This is a genomic window from Variovorax paradoxus, from assembly GCF_000834655.1.
Taxonomy (GTDB): domain Bacteria; phylum Pseudomonadota; class Gammaproteobacteria; order Burkholderiales; family Burkholderiaceae_C; genus Variovorax; species Variovorax paradoxus_F.
In genome coordinates this window covers 40,216-56,174 of record NZ_JXQQ01000028.1, presented here as the reverse complement: position 1 = coordinate 56,174, position 15,959 = coordinate 40,216, and the positions used below count along the sequence as shown (strand labels likewise).

The 15,959-nt window shown below is 65.8% G+C and carries 12 protein-coding genes; 7 read left to right on the top strand and 5 right to left on the bottom strand.

Annotated features, from left to right (window positions below; translation table 11 throughout):
* Positions 1-3: 3 nt before the first annotated feature.
* Positions 4-1,857 carry a serine hydrolase domain-containing protein gene (locus RT97_RS12810; protein WP_042579168.1) on the bottom strand — a complete coding sequence of 618 codons (1,854 nt, stop codon included), beginning with the start codon at positions 1,855-1,857 and terminating at the stop codon, positions 4-6.
* A gap of 69 nt (positions 1,858-1,926) precedes the next feature.
* Positions 1,927-3,105, bottom strand: coding sequence for a serine hydrolase domain-containing protein (locus RT97_RS12805; protein ID WP_042579387.1), 1,179 nt, complete (start codon positions 3,103-3,105; stop codon positions 1,927-1,929).
* Positions 3,106-3,407: 302 nt separating this feature from the next.
* Here RT97_RS12805 and RT97_RS12800 point away from each other — a divergent pair, with 302 nt between their 5' ends.
* The 5 genes from RT97_RS12800 (at position 3,408) to RT97_RS12785 (ending at position 7,958) form a co-directional block, all read left to right on the top strand.
* On the top strand, positions 3,408-5,363 hold the full coding sequence (locus RT97_RS12800; protein WP_172672197.1) for a serine hydrolase domain-containing protein: 1,956 nt from the start codon (positions 3,408-3,410) through the stop codon (positions 5,361-5,363).
* 756 nt (positions 5,364-6,119) lie between these two features.
* Positions 6,120-6,461: a hypothetical protein gene (locus RT97_RS12795; protein ID WP_253278221.1), complete on the top strand. Its 342-nt coding sequence runs from the start codon at positions 6,120-6,122 to the stop codon at positions 6,459-6,461.
* Positions 6,462-6,474: 13 nt separating this feature from the next.
* Positions 6,475-6,822 (top strand): hypothetical protein, encoded by a 348-nt coding sequence (locus tag RT97_RS33115; protein ID WP_155403798.1) that lies wholly within the window; start codon positions 6,475-6,477, stop codon positions 6,820-6,822.
* 138 nt (positions 6,823-6,960) lie between these two features.
* On the top strand, positions 6,961-7,245 hold the full coding sequence (locus RT97_RS12790; protein WP_042579166.1) for a hypothetical protein: 285 nt from the start codon (positions 6,961-6,963) through the stop codon (positions 7,243-7,245).
* A 494-nt stretch (positions 7,246-7,739) separates the two neighbouring features.
* Positions 7,740-7,958 (top strand): hypothetical protein, encoded by a 219-nt coding sequence (locus RT97_RS12785; RefSeq protein ID WP_042579165.1) that lies wholly within the window; start codon positions 7,740-7,742, stop codon positions 7,956-7,958.
* Between the two features lie 13 nt (positions 7,959-7,971).
* Here the strand turns inward: RT97_RS12785 and RT97_RS12780 are convergent, their stop codons facing one another.
* The 3 genes from RT97_RS12780 to RT97_RS12770 all read right to left on the bottom strand — a co-directional run bounded on the left by RT97_RS12780 (position 7,972) and on the right by RT97_RS12770 (position 12,021).
* A complete protein-coding gene (locus RT97_RS12780) occupies positions 7,972-9,543 on the bottom strand; it encodes a hybrid sensor histidine kinase/response regulator (protein WP_042579164.1) in 1,572 nt (523 codons plus the stop codon).
* A complete protein-coding gene (locus tag RT97_RS12775; protein WP_042579163.1) occupies positions 9,540-11,042 on the bottom strand; it encodes an ATPase domain-containing protein in 1,503 nt (500 codons plus the stop codon). The genes RT97_RS12780 and RT97_RS12775 overlap by 4 nt, the downstream gene beginning before the upstream one ends.
* Before the next feature lie 157 nt (positions 11,043-11,199).
* Positions 11,200-12,021 carry a ferritin-like domain-containing protein gene (locus RT97_RS12770; protein WP_042579162.1) on the bottom strand — a complete coding sequence of 274 codons (822 nt, stop codon included), beginning with the start codon at positions 12,019-12,021 and terminating at the stop codon, positions 11,200-11,202.
* Between the two features lie 254 nt (positions 12,022-12,275).
* On the opposite strand from RT97_RS12770, the gene alaS reads away from it, so the two are divergent.
* Positions 12,276-14,900 (top strand): alanine--tRNA ligase, encoded by a 2,625-nt coding sequence (gene alaS / locus RT97_RS12765; RefSeq protein ID WP_042579161.1) that lies wholly within the window; start codon positions 12,276-12,278, stop codon positions 14,898-14,900.
* Positions 14,900-15,940 (top strand): 2-dehydropantoate 2-reductase, encoded by a 1,041-nt coding sequence (locus RT97_RS12760; protein ID WP_042579160.1) that lies wholly within the window; start codon positions 14,900-14,902, stop codon positions 15,938-15,940. The genes alaS and RT97_RS12760 overlap by 1 nt, the downstream gene beginning before the upstream one ends.
* Positions 15,941-15,959: the final 19 nt, after the last annotated feature.

The window sequence follows — 15,959 nt, the reverse complement described above, 5'->3', positions numbered from 1 at the left end:
TCATCAGGCAGCGGTACCGACGCGCCGGAAGATCGATCCATTGCTGCGGATCTGCTCCACGCCATCCACAGTCTCCAACACCAGCTCGGTGAGGTCGCGGCCGTCGTTGACCGAAACCTTCACGGTCATGCCCGCGCGCGTGTCGTCCAGGGGGCGCAACAGTTCGCTGTCGGCCCACATCAGGTAGCCGGGCAGCTCGGCCAGCACGCCCAATGGCGCACGCATCGGGCCATTGCGCATGACCGCCGAGTCCGGCGACTCGTTGGCCAGCTCCCAGGTGGCGCCCACGCGCGCCAGCCAGGCCGCCGAGAGCGGCGCCTCCAGCGGCGGCAGTTGCTGGCCCAGGGGCGCCGTCGTCCAGTAATGGCCGGCGCCGCCGGGCCGGCGTTGAACGAGATAGCGCATGCCGCGAAGAACGACGAACTCGAATGCGAAGCCGTCGCCCGTCTCGCTCCACCATCTGCCGTCGCTGCGAAGCGCAAGGCGTTCGTGCATCGCGGTCCACGCTCCCGCCTTCCAGCGGTGCAGGTTCAGCCGGCCGGCCACGAACGCGGCCCGGATCGGTCCGAGATAGTTGCCGTAGATGCCGGCGACCGCCGTGTCGGGCGCCGCTTCGGCTGCGAGCGCAGGCGGCGCACGACCGACGGCCCCCGGCAACGTGGGCACGATGCGGCGGTCTTTCAGCGCTTGCAGCACGATCTTCTCGGCCAGCGGGGCGACGCCGTAGCCGAGGCTGCTGCCGGTCAGCATCAGCACCATGTCGTTCTCCGGCAGCACGTAGAACTCGCTGCTGAAGAAGGCGGTGCCTCCGTTTTTCTGCCAGGCCGTCTGGCCCGCGGCCAGCACGCCCGACTGGCGCACGTTGTCCCAGCCCAGCCCGATCTGGTACTCGGGGCTCGGGTTGATGAGCAGCTTCGCCGTCTGATTGCGGCCCATCTCGGCGACGCCCGCGGCCGAGACGATGCGCCGGCCCTCGAACATGCCCGCGCCGAGGAGCATGCGGCCCAGGCGCAGCATGTCTCCGGGTGTGGAGGCCAGGCCACCCGTCGCGTAGGCAGACACGAATTCCTGCTTCCATTGCTTGCCGTCGTAGGGGTGGGCGAAGCTGCCCTCGGCGAAGGGCGCCAGCGTGAAGCTCGACTGGGTCATTCCCAGCGGTTCCAGGATGGCCGCGCGCACGAACTCGGGATAGCGCGTGCCGGTGAGCTTCAGCACCACGCGCTCGATCATCGTGAAGCCGTCGTTGCAGTACACCGAAAGCTCGCCGGGCTCGTGCTTGAGGTGCGTGTCGGCCAGCGCGGCCTCGGCGTTGGCCGCGTAGTCGGTGTGCGGTGCGAACGCAAACACATTGCGGATGTGCGTGCCCGGCAGGCCCGAGGCATGGCTGAGCAGGTGCCGCACCGTGATGCGCCGGTGGCCGTCGGACAGCATGCGAAATTCCGGCAGGTACTGGACCACCGGCGTATCGAGGCTGAGGAGGCCCCGGTCTTGCAGGATCATGGCCGAGAGCGCAGCCAGCACCTTGCTGACCGAACCGACGTTGAAGCGCGTCTGCGTGCCGGCAGCGATGCGGGCCTCGCGGTCCGCCCAGCCGAAGGCTTCCTGCCACACCACCTCGCCGTCGCTCCATAGCGCGACGGACACGGCGCTGGTTCCGCCGTCGGCCATGGCGGCCTTGATGGCTTCGCGGCCCCACTCTGCGACGGGGGCGACGCCTGCCGATGCGCCCGGTGACAACTGCATCGCGGTGGCGTTATCGCCCCCGCCGCAGCCGGCCACGATCGGCGCCAGCAGGGTCGCGCCCGCGCGTTGCAGGTAGCGGCGGCGGTTCAAGCCTTGGAAGGAGTTGCTGGTCATGGCGTAGTGGGGGAGTGGAAGGAGACGGCAGGCTGATCAACGCGTGATCAACGCGTGATCAAGGCGTGATCAAGGTGTCTGGGAGGGCGCAAGGTCCTGCGCGATGCGGCGGAACAGCTGGTCCGACGTGTTTCCTTCCGGCGAGGCAGGGCCCAGCGTGGTCGTGACGGCGATGGAGATCTTTTTCGCGGGAAGGTAGGCCATGAGGCCCGAATAGCCGAAGAAGCTCGGGTTCTGCATGACCCAGCCGTTCGAGACCAGGATGCCCAGCCCGTAGTAGCGCTCGGTGGACATTCGCGGGAAAGACGCGGTGCGCGGCTCCAGGAATTGCGCGAATGATCGGGGCGAGACCAGGCGGCCGGTTGCGATGGCTGCCGCCGAACGCATCACGTCGGGAACGGTGCTCGTCATGATCGAGCCTTCGGCGATGGTCCACGACGGGCTCCAGTCGGTGCTGTCTTCGTAGCGGCCGCGGTCGGACGAGAAGGCGTGCAGCACGGGCGCCGGAATGAACGGCGTGGAGTCGCTGCGCGTCTCACGCATGCCCAACGGTTCCAGGATGCCGGTGCGTATGAGGTCGGCGACCGGCCGGCCGCTGGCCATCGTCATGACGCGGCCCAGGATGACGAAGTTGGTGTGGGCGTAGGAAAAGCAGGTCCCCGGCTTGCATTTCATCGGCTGCGCGAGCGCGGCGGCTATCAGTTCGTCCTGCGTCCATTGCCGGTGCACGTCCTTGTAGAGCGGTAGGACGTCCAGGTCCACGTAGTCCGCATAACCAGAGGTGGAGTTCGCCAGCATCGCGAGCGTGATGTCGGCGGCATGCGGAAAGTCGGGCAGCCATTTCGAGAGCTTGTCGTCGATGCTGAGCACGCCCCGGTCCTGCAACTGCAACAGCGCGGTCGTCAGGTAGGCGATGGCGATCGATCCGCTGCGCCAGTGCATGTCCACGGTGGCCGCCTGTCCCGGGGCGGATTCGCCCCAGGCTTCGGTCAGCAACGGGGTGTCGTCGACGCTCACGCTCACGATGGCCGAGCGCAGGTCGAGTTCGGTCATCGTGTCTCGCACGACACGCCGCACCCGTTCGGCCGCCTTGGCCGAATCCGTGCAGCCTGCCTCGAGCGACACCTGGCCGAGCGCACAGTTCTGGCCATCGCCGCCGCCGGCGCAGGCTGCAAGAAGCGAGAGCACGCAGGCGGAACAAACAACGCCAATGCGGGTGCGCAGATCCGACGACTTCCTGGCGAACATGCCCGCCACTGGGGCAAGCCGTTGCCCAGTGCACTGGGGCCGCATTGAGAGGTCGGTCGTCATCGAGTCGGTGTCCGGTTGGTGATCGACTCGGTCGCACAAGCTACGGCGTCACCGTTCCGGCATGCCGCATCGTCGAGATCGCGTCGATTCTCGCGATCTGGCCTGCTCGCTGGTGCTTAAGTTGCATGTGTAATGCGCGACCGCTGGTCTCGTTCATCGAGCCGCGCTTAAGCTCGACCGATTCAAGAGAAGAGGTTGTTGCAGCCGTCCCCGGATGGTCTGGATCACGCACGGGAACCATGACTGCAACGCACGACTTCGCCGGTCTTCCGGCCGCTTCGCGACGACCGATGACGCGCCGCCATTGCCTGAACCTGGCCACGGCAGGACTGGCGGGTTCGATGCTGCAGGCCTGCGGCGGTGGCAACTCGGGAGCGGGCAACGTGGCCGCGTTGCCGTCCGACACGACCGTTTGCGAAGCGGTTCGCTGGTGCCGCGAGGCCATACAGGCGACGCTGAGCCGGAGCGGCAGCAGCACCACAGCCGTGTCCGTGGCCCTGCTGGCCGATGACCGCGTGGTGTGGCAGGAGGCCTTCGGTCATGCCGATCGCGAGCGGGGCGTTCTGGCCGCGCCCGAGATGCGCGTCAACGTCGGCTCGGTCTCCAAGATGTTCGCGACGCTGGTCATCATGATTCTTCGCGACCGGGGCAAGTTGGCGCTGGAGCAGCCGGTCGTCGAACTGCTGCCTTCTTTCAGGATGCGCTCGCCGGGCTTCACGCGCATCACGGTGCGCCACCTGCTGTCCCACGCGTCGGGAATGCCTGGCACCAACTATCGAAATGCGTTCGCTTTCGTACCCATCGCCGACTACGCACAGGACACGATGCAGGCGTTGTCGCAGTCGCACCTGAAGCACGAGCCCGGCGAACTGGCGGTGTATTGCAACGATGGATTCACGCTGCTCGAACCGCTGGTGCGCGAACTCACCGGCAAGGACTTCACCGACTTCGTTCAAGAGGAAATCTTCGATCCGTTGGGCATGCGCCTGACCGGATATCCGGTCGCGCACCTGCCCCACCTGCCCGAAGGTACCTTTGTGCATCCGTACTACGAGGGCAAGCGACGGCCGCAGGAGATGATGCCGGGCTACGCCACTGGAGGCGCGTTCTCCACGCCCGGCGACATGATGAAGCTCGCACGACTGTTCCTCGACCGTGGCACCTTTCAGGGGCGGCGCATCGTCTCGGCCGAGGCAATCCGGCTGATGGGCGAGGACCAGAGCGCTCATGTCCGCATTTCCAACCCTGCCGCGTCGTCGATGACCTGGGGGCTCGGATGGGATGACGTCCGCCAGCAGGGCGTGGCGGCAGGGGGCTTGCAGGGATGGCAGAAGGGTGGGGACACCTGTTTCTTTTCGTCCCGGTTTTTCGTTCTGCCCGAGCCGCGTCTGGCCATGATGATCAGCGGCAACGGTTTCGACTACGGCGCGCTCGCGCTGGCAGAAGGTGTGCTGCTGCGCGCGGCCCGAGAGCGCAGGGCGATCGCGTCGCTGCCTCCTGCCATCGTCTCGACCGTGCCGCCGCTGGCGTCGTCCACGGCCGACATCTCGAAGCTGGCCGGCATCTATGCGAGTGAGTCCGGGCCGCTGAAGATCGTGGCCGCGCGCGACGGCTCGCTGACGCTGAGTCTCTGGTCCGCGGCAGGCCACTGGGAGAGCGTGCAGGGGATCGGGGAACTGCGTGAACGAAGCGATGGCTCCTGGTGGTCCGATGGAAACGCCGTCGCCTGCATTCGCTTCCAGACCGTGGGTGGGCATTCCTATCTGATGTCGCGTGTGCTCTCGGGCAACAGGCTCTACTGGAACGGCACTGTGCTGGGCGAGAGGTTGCCGCCGCTGGAGGCGTCTTTGCCGGAGGCCTGGCGCGCACGCGTCGGCAGCCGCTGGGTCTGCACCAACGAGTCCCCGCAGTCGATGGTCAAACTGCTTGGGCCGACGACCGGCACCATCGGCGAACTGGCGGAACTGGCGGGTTACGTGCTGTGGAACAACAAGCAACTGCTGCGAGTACTCGACGACTTCACGGCGGGCATGACGATCAAGGTTCCTGGCTTTGCAGGTCGCGACCTTGTCGAACTGCGCATGGCCACGGTGCAGGACCCGACGGATTTCCGGCGACTGTCGGAGGAACTGCGCGAAGGAAGCTTCGTGTTCCAGCCAGAACCGAATGCGCAGGGAAGGCCTCCGTCGTCGTAATGGCCGCGCATGGCGGGTGCGTCCAGTTCACGTCGAGCCAACGCCTGCGCATGAAGGTTGTCCAAGCGAGCGTCCCCGCGGCGCAAAAAGAAGCCCGCACGAGGCGGGCTGAATGGCCCGTACTTGCGCGGGGGCCGGAGGGAGGAGCCCGGCGCGGGACGCGGCGGGCAGGTCAATGATGAGTCCCAAGATAGGAGACTTCTGGGAGGAGTCGTCCGGGCAAAAAAATACCCGCCGAAGCGGGTTCGAGGAGCCCTGTCGGGGCGCTCTAAGGACGAAACAGAGAGCTCTTCTTGTATGCGGCCCTGTTGCGTGACAGCCGTTCGATAGTCGCGGAGATGGATCGAAACGCCTGTAAGCCAAATTTAGGCTGTCGGCGTAGGACACACTTAAAAACGTGAAGTAGTTGGCAGGCGACAACCGTTGCGGGTTCGCTATAGCGTTTGAAGTGTCGGTCTCGTCTGACAGGAGGTGCCTCTGTGAAGCCCTAGATTTTGCGAACTCGCTTCGAAGTGCGAGTTCTCTGTGTGTGACAGCACTTAAAGAGATTCAACCCAGCCTGGTGCTGGGTTTTTTTTGCGCGGGAGGTTTTTGGAGGCGTGAATTTGTGCCACTTCACGCCACGAAGTTTGTGTAATTGTGTCTTGCTGTGCCTTATGTCGCAGGCCAGGCATTCCAACGGGCACATCGGTGCAGCACACTCTTCGCAACAAGAAGAGGTGTCTCATGGGAGTTAAGAATGAACTGTCACCTGAGGTGGACACATTTCTGTGTCGCTTCAGCATTCCGATCTGGCTCGACGAAGAGCGGTTCCAGTATTTCCCCGTGGTGGGGGTCTTTCGCAGCATGCCGTTCGATCAGGTCGATCGCTGGGTGATGCGGCCCGACGGCCGGGCACGCACCGACCGCGAACTGGCGGCCGAGGTTCTGCTCGAACTGCGCCGGCCGCTCGGCTCGTCGGGAAAGACGGCCTTGCTCCAGTTTGGCATCGGCGATGTGCTCGAAGTCGATCGGGCTGCAGCCATCATCGTGGCGACGTTCCTGGCCGAGCTTCCGCGTGGCGCCGAGCGGGAAATGGAGAGCGAACTCGCGGGCTAGAGCAGGACGGCCAATGAAAAAGCCCGCACGAGGCGGGCTTTGGAATGTGGTCGTGAACTCTCACGCGGTCCACGTTACGGCAAATGTTCAATTGCGGAAGCCACTTGTTGTTTTTCTCGTCGTAGTGACTTCGACGCGCCGGTGTGAGATTCGGCTTGCCTGGCCAGGCAACGCTCAAAGCAAATCTGAGCGAGGCGCGATTGTACCAGACGACGTTTTTGTGCCCCGCAAGGAACGGAATTCGGGCAAAGCCAAATATTTTTCATCCACTGCCGCTTTTGCAGGCACCGTGTTGCAGGCCACGCCAGGCAACGATCCTGAACGCTTCACACACGGTTTTCCACAACATTGTCCCCATTGAAAATGGAAAACCTGAAACGGCCGTGTGTTAGGCAAAGGTAATCCTCGCGCCGACCCGGGGTAGGCGCGCGCTGACAGACTCCAGGAGAGCTCGAGGAGGAACATCTCCAGACCGCACTCTCGCGGCAAGGAGCATGAAATGACCTTCGACTTCTTGTTTCGTCCCAACCATACCGCCTACCTCAAAAGGGCTTCGGCATTGCTGGAGGAAGCGCAGATGGCGCGCATCGAGCACCAGGCTGCCGCGGAGCATCACAGCGCATTGGCGCGGATGTATGCCGAGCGCGTCCGGCGGCTCGAGAGCGAGCTCTACCGGCAGCCGCGTGTCGCGGAACACGGGCCTGCCGACGTTCTTGCGGACGATCGGCCCCAGTTGTATTCGCTGGATGGCACCCGCAAGCCGGGTTTGACCTCGGCGACCTGAGCGCCTGCCGGGCACGCAAGTCGGCCGTCCCTATCCCGGACATGAATATTGCCAAACCCCCGGCGTGCTCAAACACGGCACCATCAGCACTCACTGTTGGAGAGCCGTATGAAGATGTTCAGAAGAGTCATTGGTGGAGCCATCTCGTTGGCCGGCGCCGTGGTGATCGTTGCGCAGCATTTCTGAAGGACGGGTACAAGCGGTAGGCAAGCGTTGCCGCATCGGCCAGACCCTCGAATGACCTTCGGCACTGGCGAGTGGCCGGTCGCCGAACTAGCCTTGTCGCCGGATTGCAGGCATGACGACTTGTTCAGTTCGGCTTAAGTCTGGAGAACCATACTGGATCTTGACGGTCTTCCGGCGTTGGTAGAGGTTGCTTCTGTACCCGCTTTTGCACCCGCTCCTTGCAGCGGTTCCTCGAAGCCGAAGGTCGTCAAGATTTCCTTATCCACGCCTTGTGCGAGGCCTGCCGTTCGTCAAGGACTTCAAGAAGCATGCGCCACTCGCTGTTGCACTATCTCTCCACGCAGCAATTGCCCGCCACCGTCGCAGGTGCGCAAGGCATTGCCGCCGTCCAGGCCCTGCTGCACGAGGGCTGTGTGAAGGCGACTTTCCCGCTGCCTCGTTCTCCCGAAAGCGATATGCCTGTGGCGACAGTCACAGAACTGACGCCGCTCGGCCACCGCGCCCTGCGCTGGCTGGGCAGCGCCTGAAGCGCCCGTTCAGCTAGCGCTGCGCCAACCGTCGCAGGGCCGTCGACAGCTCTTCCATATCGACCGGCTTGAGCAAGTGATGGTCGAAGCCGGCCTGGGCGATGCGCACCCTGTCGTCGGGTTGGCCCCAGCCCGTGAGCGCGATCAGCGCCAGCCCCGTGTGCGCGGGGTCGGCCCGAAGCCTTCGGGCCAGCTCGCAGCCATCCATTCCGGGCATGCCGATGTCCAGGATCGCCAGCGAAGGACGAAAGTCGTCGGCCGTTTTCAGTGCTTCGGCGCCGCTGAAAGCCACCGCGGTGCGCGCCCCGAGAAGGCCCAGCAGCGCCGCCAGTGATTCCGCCGCATCGCGGTTGTCGTCGACCACCAGGATGCTGTGCCGGGCGATGGCCACTTCGGGCGCGGGGGCGGCGCGCTTTTCGGTGGCCGCGTCGTGAGCGATCGACAAAGGCAAGGTCACCACGAATTCGCTGCCCTGGCCCAGCCCGCCGCTCTTGGCGCTGACCGTGCCGCCGTGCAGCTCCACCAGGCTCTTCACCAGCGTGAGCCCGATGCCCAGGCCTCCCTGGGCGGCCCTGGCCGTGCCGCTCACCTGCACGAACATATCGAAGATCGACGCCAGCATGTCCGGCGGAAGGCCGGCGCCGTTGTCTCGGATGCGGACCACCGCATCCGCGCCGTCGCGCTCGACGAACACGTCGATCAGGCCGCCTTCGGGCGTGTACTTGGCCGCGTTGTTCAGGAGGTTCGAGAACACCTGCGTGAGCCGCACCCCGTCGCCCTCGACAGCCAAGGAAGCATCCGTCGCATGCACCTGCAGCTTGTGGCGGCCGGCATCCATCAGCGGCCGGCTGAGCTCCACGGCATCGCGGATCACGTGGTCGACCATCAACTCGGCCAGCTGGAGTTCGATCTTTCCGCGGGTGATGCGCGACACCTCCATCAGGTCGTTCACGAGCCGCACCATGTGGTCGATCTGGCGGCCCATGAGCTGGTAGTACGGCTGCGCGGCCTCGGGCGTGAGCGTCTTGCGCGTGAGGATGGCGAGCGCCGTGCTCAGCGGTGCCATCGGGTTGCGCAGTTCGTGCGCGAGCGTCGCGAGGAATTCCGTCTTGCGCTTGTCGGCCTCGTTCAGGTCGTTGAGGATCCGGCGCAGTTCGTACTGGCGCCGGCGGGCCCGCAAGGCGCTTCGCAGCGCGCTGACCAGCGCCGCCACGCGGATCGGCCGCTCCAGCACCGTGACGTTGGCCATTCCCTCCATGGCCACGGAAACGGCGCGCGAATCGGCCCCTTGCTTGGCCAGCACGAGCACCGGAAGGTCCGACCACGGTGGCTGCATCGACACCGCATCGGACAGGTAGGCGGCGTCGTTGCCCGACAGCATTTCCTCGGACACCAGCACGGCGCCCGCGCCCTGGCCGATTTCCAGCACCAGTTCGTGCAGCGTGGCGCAGACCCGGGTGGCGATCCCGGCGCGTTCGAGCACCGCTGCCGCCATCACGGCGTCCTTGGAGGTGGCCGTCCTGAGCAGGACGCGCAGCTGCGGGTCTTCGTGCGTGATCGTGGGGGGCGTCGCGTTCGTCGTCACGGCGGAGAGGCGGTGACGCCATCGACAGGCACGGGAATGCCGCTCAGGATGCCCCGGAAGTGGCGCAGGGGCTCGCCCACGTGCAGCCCGGTGCTGTCCATCGAGAAGTCGCGGATGGTCCGCTCGTGCGCGCCGCCGCGCTTCTTGAGCACCGAGATGGCCTGCCGGACCTCGCCCTCGAATTCGAAATAGCGCAGCAGCACGACCGCGTCCGCGAGGTAGCTGGCATCGACCGGCGTCTGCATCTGCATGCCGATCAGCCCGTGCTGCGCGCCGACCAGCAGCGTGGCCACGCCGGCCTGTCCGAGATAGGTCAGCAGTTCATGCAGCTGGACGATGAGGAAGCGCTCGTCGGGCATCGCGTTGAGATAGCCGTTCAGGCTGTCGATGACGACGACCTTGGCCGCGTGTTCCGTCACGGCCAGGCGGATCTCGTGGACCAGCTCGCCCGGCGAGAGCTCGGCGGGGTCGACCTGCTTGATGCGCAGGCGTCCCGACGCGAGGTGAGGCTCCAGGTCCATCCCCAGGCCGGCGCATCGCGTGCGCAGCGTGTTGATGCTCTCGTCGAAGATGAAAAGCGCCGCGCATTCCCCCCGCCGGGCAGCTGCAACGGCGAACTGAACGGCCACCGACGATTTGCCGGTACCCGGCGCGCCGACGAACAGGGTGCTCGTTCCCTTCTCGAGGCCGCCCCCCAGCAGATCGTCCAGTTCGGCGATGCCGCTGGGCATCTTGATCAGCGGTCCGCTGGTCGCGTGCTCGGAAGCCACGAGCCGCGGAAACACCTGCAGGCCCCCGCGGTGGATCTTGTAGTCGTGAAAGCCGCCGCGATACGCCTGGCCGCGGTACTTGACGACCAGCAGGCGCCGCCGCGCCGAGCCGTAGTCGGAATTGAGCTGCTCCAGCCGCAACACGGCGTGCGCGATGCTCTGCACCTGCAGGTCGTGCTCGGTGGCGGTCATGTCGTCCAGGAGCAGCACCGTGCACTGCCGGCCCGCGAAGAACTGCTTCAAGGCCAGGATCTGCCGGCGGTATCGCAGCGACGTGCCCGAGAGCAGACGCAGCTCGGACAGCGAGTCGAAGACGATGCGCGAAGGCTTGAGCGTGTCCACGTCGCTCAAGATGCGCAACGTGGTTTCGCTCAGTTCCACCTCCGAGGGGTGGAACATCGTGTATTGCTCTTCGGGCTGGAGGCTGTCCTGCGTGGGAAGCATCTCTCGCACGTGAATGCCCGACAGGTCCCAGCCGTGGGAGTTGGCGACGCCGCGCAGCTCGTTCTCGGTTTCCGAGAGCGTGACGTAAAGGACCGATTCGCCCCGTTGGGCCCCCTCCAGCAGGAACTGCAGCGCGATGGTCGTCTTGCCGGCGCCCGGCGTTCCTTCCACCAGGTAGAGGCGGTGGGGCTCCAGGCCCCCGCCCAGCACGTCGTCCAGCCCCGGCACGCCGACGCCCAGCAGTCTTCCTTGTCGTCCCCCCAGGCTCGATCCCTTGGCCTCCATCGTTTTTTGCTCCATGAACTCGAATACCAAATTCAATCATGCGAGCGCGAAAAAACCATGCAGGACAAGGCCGGGAAAACGGCCCAGCCTTTGTCGGCGGGGACCGATTTTTCCCGTGGTTCCCAGGGAAACAAGAAGTTGTGGCGCCGCGGCAGGCCTAACGCAGGAACACGTGTTGCATGAACTGCTTGATCGGATACTGGATCACCGTCTGCACCCGGGCCGGCAGTTCCAGCGGCCGCATCAGCATCTTGAGCGTGCTGCCGGCGCTCAGGTTGGTGCGGATGGTGCTGTTCATGCGGGCGCTCAGGTGCTGCACGTAGGCCGTGTCGTCGGCGCGGTGGGGCGCCCGGGCCTTCACGACGTGGCGGATCGCGCAGTCCGCGTCCTCGCTCTTGAGTTCCAGCGTGCGCCGGCCGATGGTGCCGATCACGCGGAAGCGGCTGAGTTGTTCCTGCTCGCGGTAGCGGCGGAAAAACCGGTAGAAGTGCTTGTAGTGGTTGACCTCGTCCGTCGCGATGCGGGTGGCCAGGTCGTGCAGCACGGGCTCGTCGGTGGCGCGGGCCATGGCACGGTAGTAGGTGGCGGTGCCGGTCTCGACCACGCAGCGCGCGGTCATCTCCAGGGCGCGGGTGGGGGCCAGCAACTCGACCTTGCAATAGGTCGCGTACTCCTCGAGAAAGCCCTGGTAGGCCGTGTCCCATTCGAATTCGGGCCACACGTGGCGCACATAGGCGCGCAGGGCCTGGCCGTGCTGCAGCTCCTCGGGTTCCCAGTAGTTGGAGAGCCAGTCGGTGACTTCGTCGTCGCCGCGGAAAAAATCCACCAGGTTGTGCGTGTACAGGTCCGAGCCGCTTTCGATGAACGAGGCGGAGGTCACGAGGTAGAAAAGATTCTCGTCCGGGCGCACCTTGTCGAGCGCGATGCGAGAGAAATCGAGGTCCTCGATCTTCCAGTGTTCGGCATCAAGACCTGCCATGCGGACTCCTTGATTCATGTTGTGCATATGAATAGGACGGGGGGCGCCGCGTTTGGTTCGGCCGCGCGGATGCCAGGGCGCATATTAGCCGCGGCGCCCCAATCTCGCCCTTGGCCCCGGGACCGCCCGGGCTCCATGGTCAAACCTATAATCGTTTGTTCAAGCAAATCAAGCAGTTAGGTCGGTTCGACGCAGTGGTTTCGACGAGAGGTCGCCATCGCCAGGCCGCCCTCGACAGAAGACGAAATCCAAAGATGAGCCAGCCCACATTCACGGTCGCGGACATCCGCAAGACCTTTCTCGATTTCTTCGCCTCCAAGGGCCACACGGTGGTGCCCTCCAGTTCGCTGGTGCCGGGCAACGACCCGACCCTCATGTTCACCAACTCGGGCATGGTCCAGTTCAAGGACGTGTTCCTCGGCGAAGACAAGCGCAACTACGTGCGCGCGGCCTCCGTCCAGGCGTGCCTTCGCGCCGGCGGCAAGCACAACGACCTCGAGAACGTGGGCTACACCGCGCGCCATCACACCTTCTTCGAGATGCTGGGCAACTGGAGCTTCGGCGACTACTTCAAGCGCGAATCGCTCACCTGGGCCTTCGAACTGCTGACCAAGGTCTACAAGCTGCCGGCCGAGAAGCTCTGGGCCACCGTCTACATCGAGGACGACGAGGCCTACGACATCTGGACCAAGGAAATCGGCCTGCCCCCCGAGCGCGTCGTGCGCATCGGCGACAACAAGGGCGGCCGCTACATGTCCGACAACTTCTGGATGATGGCCGACACCGGCCCCTGCGGCCCGTGCTCCGAGATCTTCTACGACCACGGCCCCGAGATCCCCGGCGGCCCGCCCGGCAGCCCCGATGAAGACGGCGACCGCTACATCGAGATCTGGAACAACGTGTTCATGCAGTTCGACATGCAGCCCGACGGCTCGGTCAAGAAGCTGCCCGCGCCCTGCGTCGACACCGGCATGGGCCTGGAACGCCTGGCCGCGATCCTGCAGCACGTGCACAGCAACTACGAGATCGACATCTTCGACGCGCTCATCAAGGCAGCAGCCCGCGAGACCGGCGAAAAGGACCTCGGCAACAACTCGCTGCGCGTGATCGCCGACCACATCCGCGCCACCTCGTTCCTGGTGGCCGACGGCGTCATCCCCTCGAACGAAGGCCGCGGCTACGTGCAGCGCCGCATCGTGCGCCGCGCAATCCGCCACGGCTACAAGCTGGGCCAGAAGAAGCCGTTCTTCCACAAGCTCGTGCCCGACCTCGTGAAGCTGATGGGCGACGCGTACCCCAAGCTCGTGGCCGACGAAAAGCGCATCACCGACACGCTCAAGGCCGAGGAAGAACGCTTCTTCGAGACGCTCGCCAACGGCATGGAAATCCTCGACGCGGCGCTGGCCGGCGGCGCCAAGACGCTGCCGGGCGATGTCGCCTTCAAGCTGCACGACACCTACGGCTTCCCGCTCGACCTGTCGGCCGACGTGTGCCGCGAGCGCGGCGTGAGCGTCGACGAGGCCGGCTTCAACGTCGCCATGGAAAGGCAGAAGGCCGCGGGCCGTGCGGGCGGCAAGTTCAAGATGGACCGCAACGTCGAATACACCGGCGCGGGCAATACCTTCACCGGCTACGAACACCTCGAAGAAAGCTCCAAGGTCGTTGCGCTGTACTTCGAAGGCGCAGCGGTGAATGAACTGAAGGAAGGCCAGCCCGGCATCGTCGTGCTCGACTCCACGCCCTTCTATTCGGAGAGCGGCGGCCAGGTCGGCGACCAGGGCGTGCTCAGCGCAGAAGGCGTGCAGTTCGGCGTCGAGGACACGCAGAAGATCAAGGCCGACGTGTTCGGCCACCACGGCACGCAGACCCAGGGCACGCTCAAGGTCGGCGACGCGGTCAAGGCCGCGGTCGACGGCGAGCGCCGCAACGCCACCATGCGCAACCACTCGGTCACCCACCTGATGCACAAGGCCCTGCGCGAAGTGCTCGGCGACCATGTGCAGCAGAAGGGCTCGCTGGTCGATGCCGACAAGACGCGCTTCGACTTCGCGCACAACGCACCCGTCACGCGCGAGCAGATCTTGGAGATCGAGAAGCGCGTGAACGCCGAAGTCTTCGCCAACGTCGCCACGCAGGCGCGCGTGATGGACATGGAATCGGCCCAGAAGACCGGCGCGATGATGCTGTTCGGCGAGAAGTACGGCGAGACCGTGCGCGTGCTGGACATCGGCTCGAGCCGCGAACTGTGCGGCGGCACCCACGTGGGCCGTACCGGCGACATCGGGCTCTTCAAGATCGTCAGCGAAGGCGGCGTGGCCGCCGGCGTGCGCCGCATCGAGGCGGTCACGGGCGCCAATGCGCTCACCTACCTGCAGGACCTCGAATCGACCGTGCAGAGCGTGGCCGCCACGCTCAAGTCGCCGGCCGCCGAGCTGCAAGGGCGCCTCACGCAGGTGCTGGACCAGGTGAGGGCGCTGGAGCGCGAAGTGGGCTCGCTCAAGGGCAAGCTCGCATCGTCCAAGGGCGACGAGCTCATCGCGCAGGCGGTGGACATCAACGGCATCAAGGTGCTCGCGGCCAAGCTCGACGGCGCCGATGCCAAGACGCTGCGCGACACCATGGACAAGCTGAAAGACAAGCTCAAGACCGCCATCATCGTGCTGGCCGCCGTCGACGGCGACAAGGTGCAGATCGCGGCCGGCGTCACCGCCGACACCGTGGGCAAGGCCAAGGCCGGCGAGCTGGTCAACTTCGTGGCGCAACAGGTCGGCGGCAAGGGCGGCGGCAAGGCCGACATGGCCATGGCCGGCGGCACCGATGCGGCGGGCGTGCCTGCCGCGCTGAAGTCGGTTCAGGGCTGGGTCTCGGAACGCGTCTGATGACGCAAGCGCTGCCCGGCGAAGAGTCTGGCGCGCCTCCCGGCGAGGTGCTCGTGATGGGCGCGGGCACCATCGGCTGCTACATCGGCGGCCGGCTCGCCGCGGCGGGCGTGCCCGTCACCTTCGTCGGCCGGCCCCGCGTTCTGAAGAAGCTCGCGGAACGCGGCCTCTCGCTCAGCGATCTCGACGGCGCGAACCACCACATCCTGCCTTCGGCGTTGCGCCTGTGCGAGCAGGTGCCCAGCGGCGCCAGGCCCGCGCTGGTGCTCCTTTGCGTGAAAAGCGGCGCCACCGCCCAAGCGGCGGGTGAACTGGCTTTCTCGCTGCCCGCGGGCACCACGGTCGTTTCGCTGCAGAACGGCGTTTCCAACAGCGCCGCCGCATCGCAGGCCGGCCCGTCGCTCAATGTGCTGCCCGGCATGGTGCCGTACAACGTGGCCGAGATCGGCGAGGGCGCCTTCCATCGCGGCACCCCCGGCCGGCTGGCCGCGAAGGACGACGCGGCGCTGCGCCCGTGGCTCCCTGTGTTCGAGCGTGCCGGCGTGCCGCTCGACCTGCACGACGACCTGCTGCCGGTGCAGTGGGGCAAGCTGCTGCTGAACCTCAACAATCCGGTCAACGCGCTCTCGGGCCTGCCGCTGCGCGAGGAGCTCATGCACCGCGGCTACCGCCAATGCTTCGCGGCGCTCATCGACGAAACCCTGGGCGTGCTCGGCGTGAGCGGCATCGCGCCCGCGCAGGTGGCGGCGGTGCCGGCACAAAGGTTGTCGAGCCTGTTGCGCCTGCCCGACTGGCTCTTTCGAATCGTCGCGGCGCGCATGCTGCGCATCGATGCCAAGGCGCGCTCCAGCATGGCCGACGACCTCGCGCTCGGCCGCCGCACCGAGATCGACGCGCTCAGCGGCGAGGTCGTGCGGCTCGCGCAGGAACACGGCCTGAGCGCGCCGCGCAATGCGCGCATGGTGGCGCTGCTCGAAGCTTGGCCGCAGCATCCCGATCGCTGGCCGGCACGGCGATTGCAAGACGCACTCGGCCTTTAGCGCTTAGCCTGTACCCTCG

What these genes read in the sequence shown, in the direction of transcription:
- RT97_RS12800 (WP_172672197.1), top strand. Translation starts at nt 3,408, where the DNA reads ATGACTGCAACGCACGACTTCGCCGGTCTTCCGGCCGCTTCGCGACGA.
- RT97_RS12775 (WP_042579163.1), bottom strand. Translation starts at nt 11,042, where the DNA reads ATGGAGGCCAAGGGATCGAGCCTGGGGGGACGACAAGGAAGACTGCTG.
- RT97_RS33115 (WP_155403798.1), top strand. Translation starts at nt 6,475, where the DNA reads ATGAAAAAGCCCGCACGAGGCGGGCTTTGGAATGTGGTCGTGAACTCT.
- RT97_RS12785 (WP_042579165.1), top strand. Translation starts at nt 7,740, where the DNA reads ATGCGCCACTCGCTGTTGCACTATCTCTCCACGCAGCAATTGCCCGCC.
- RT97_RS12790 (WP_042579166.1), top strand. Translation starts at nt 6,961, where the DNA reads ATGACCTTCGACTTCTTGTTTCGTCCCAACCATACCGCCTACCTCAAA.
- RT97_RS12760 (WP_042579160.1), top strand. Translation starts at nt 14,900, where the DNA reads ATGACGCAAGCGCTGCCCGGCGAAGAGTCTGGCGCGCCTCCCGGCGAG.
- RT97_RS12810 (WP_042579168.1), bottom strand. Translation starts at nt 1,857, where the DNA reads ATGACCAGCAACTCCTTCCAAGGCTTGAACCGCCGCCGCTACCTGCAA.
- RT97_RS12770 (WP_042579162.1), bottom strand. Translation starts at nt 12,021, where the DNA reads ATGGCAGGTCTTGATGCCGAACACTGGAAGATCGAGGACCTCGATTTC.
- RT97_RS12805 (WP_042579387.1), bottom strand. Translation starts at nt 3,105, where the DNA reads ATGTTCGCCAGGAAGTCGTCGGATCTGCGCACCCGCATTGGCGTTGTT.
- alaS (WP_042579161.1), top strand. Translation starts at nt 12,276, where the DNA reads ATGAGCCAGCCCACATTCACGGTCGCGGACATCCGCAAGACCTTTCTC.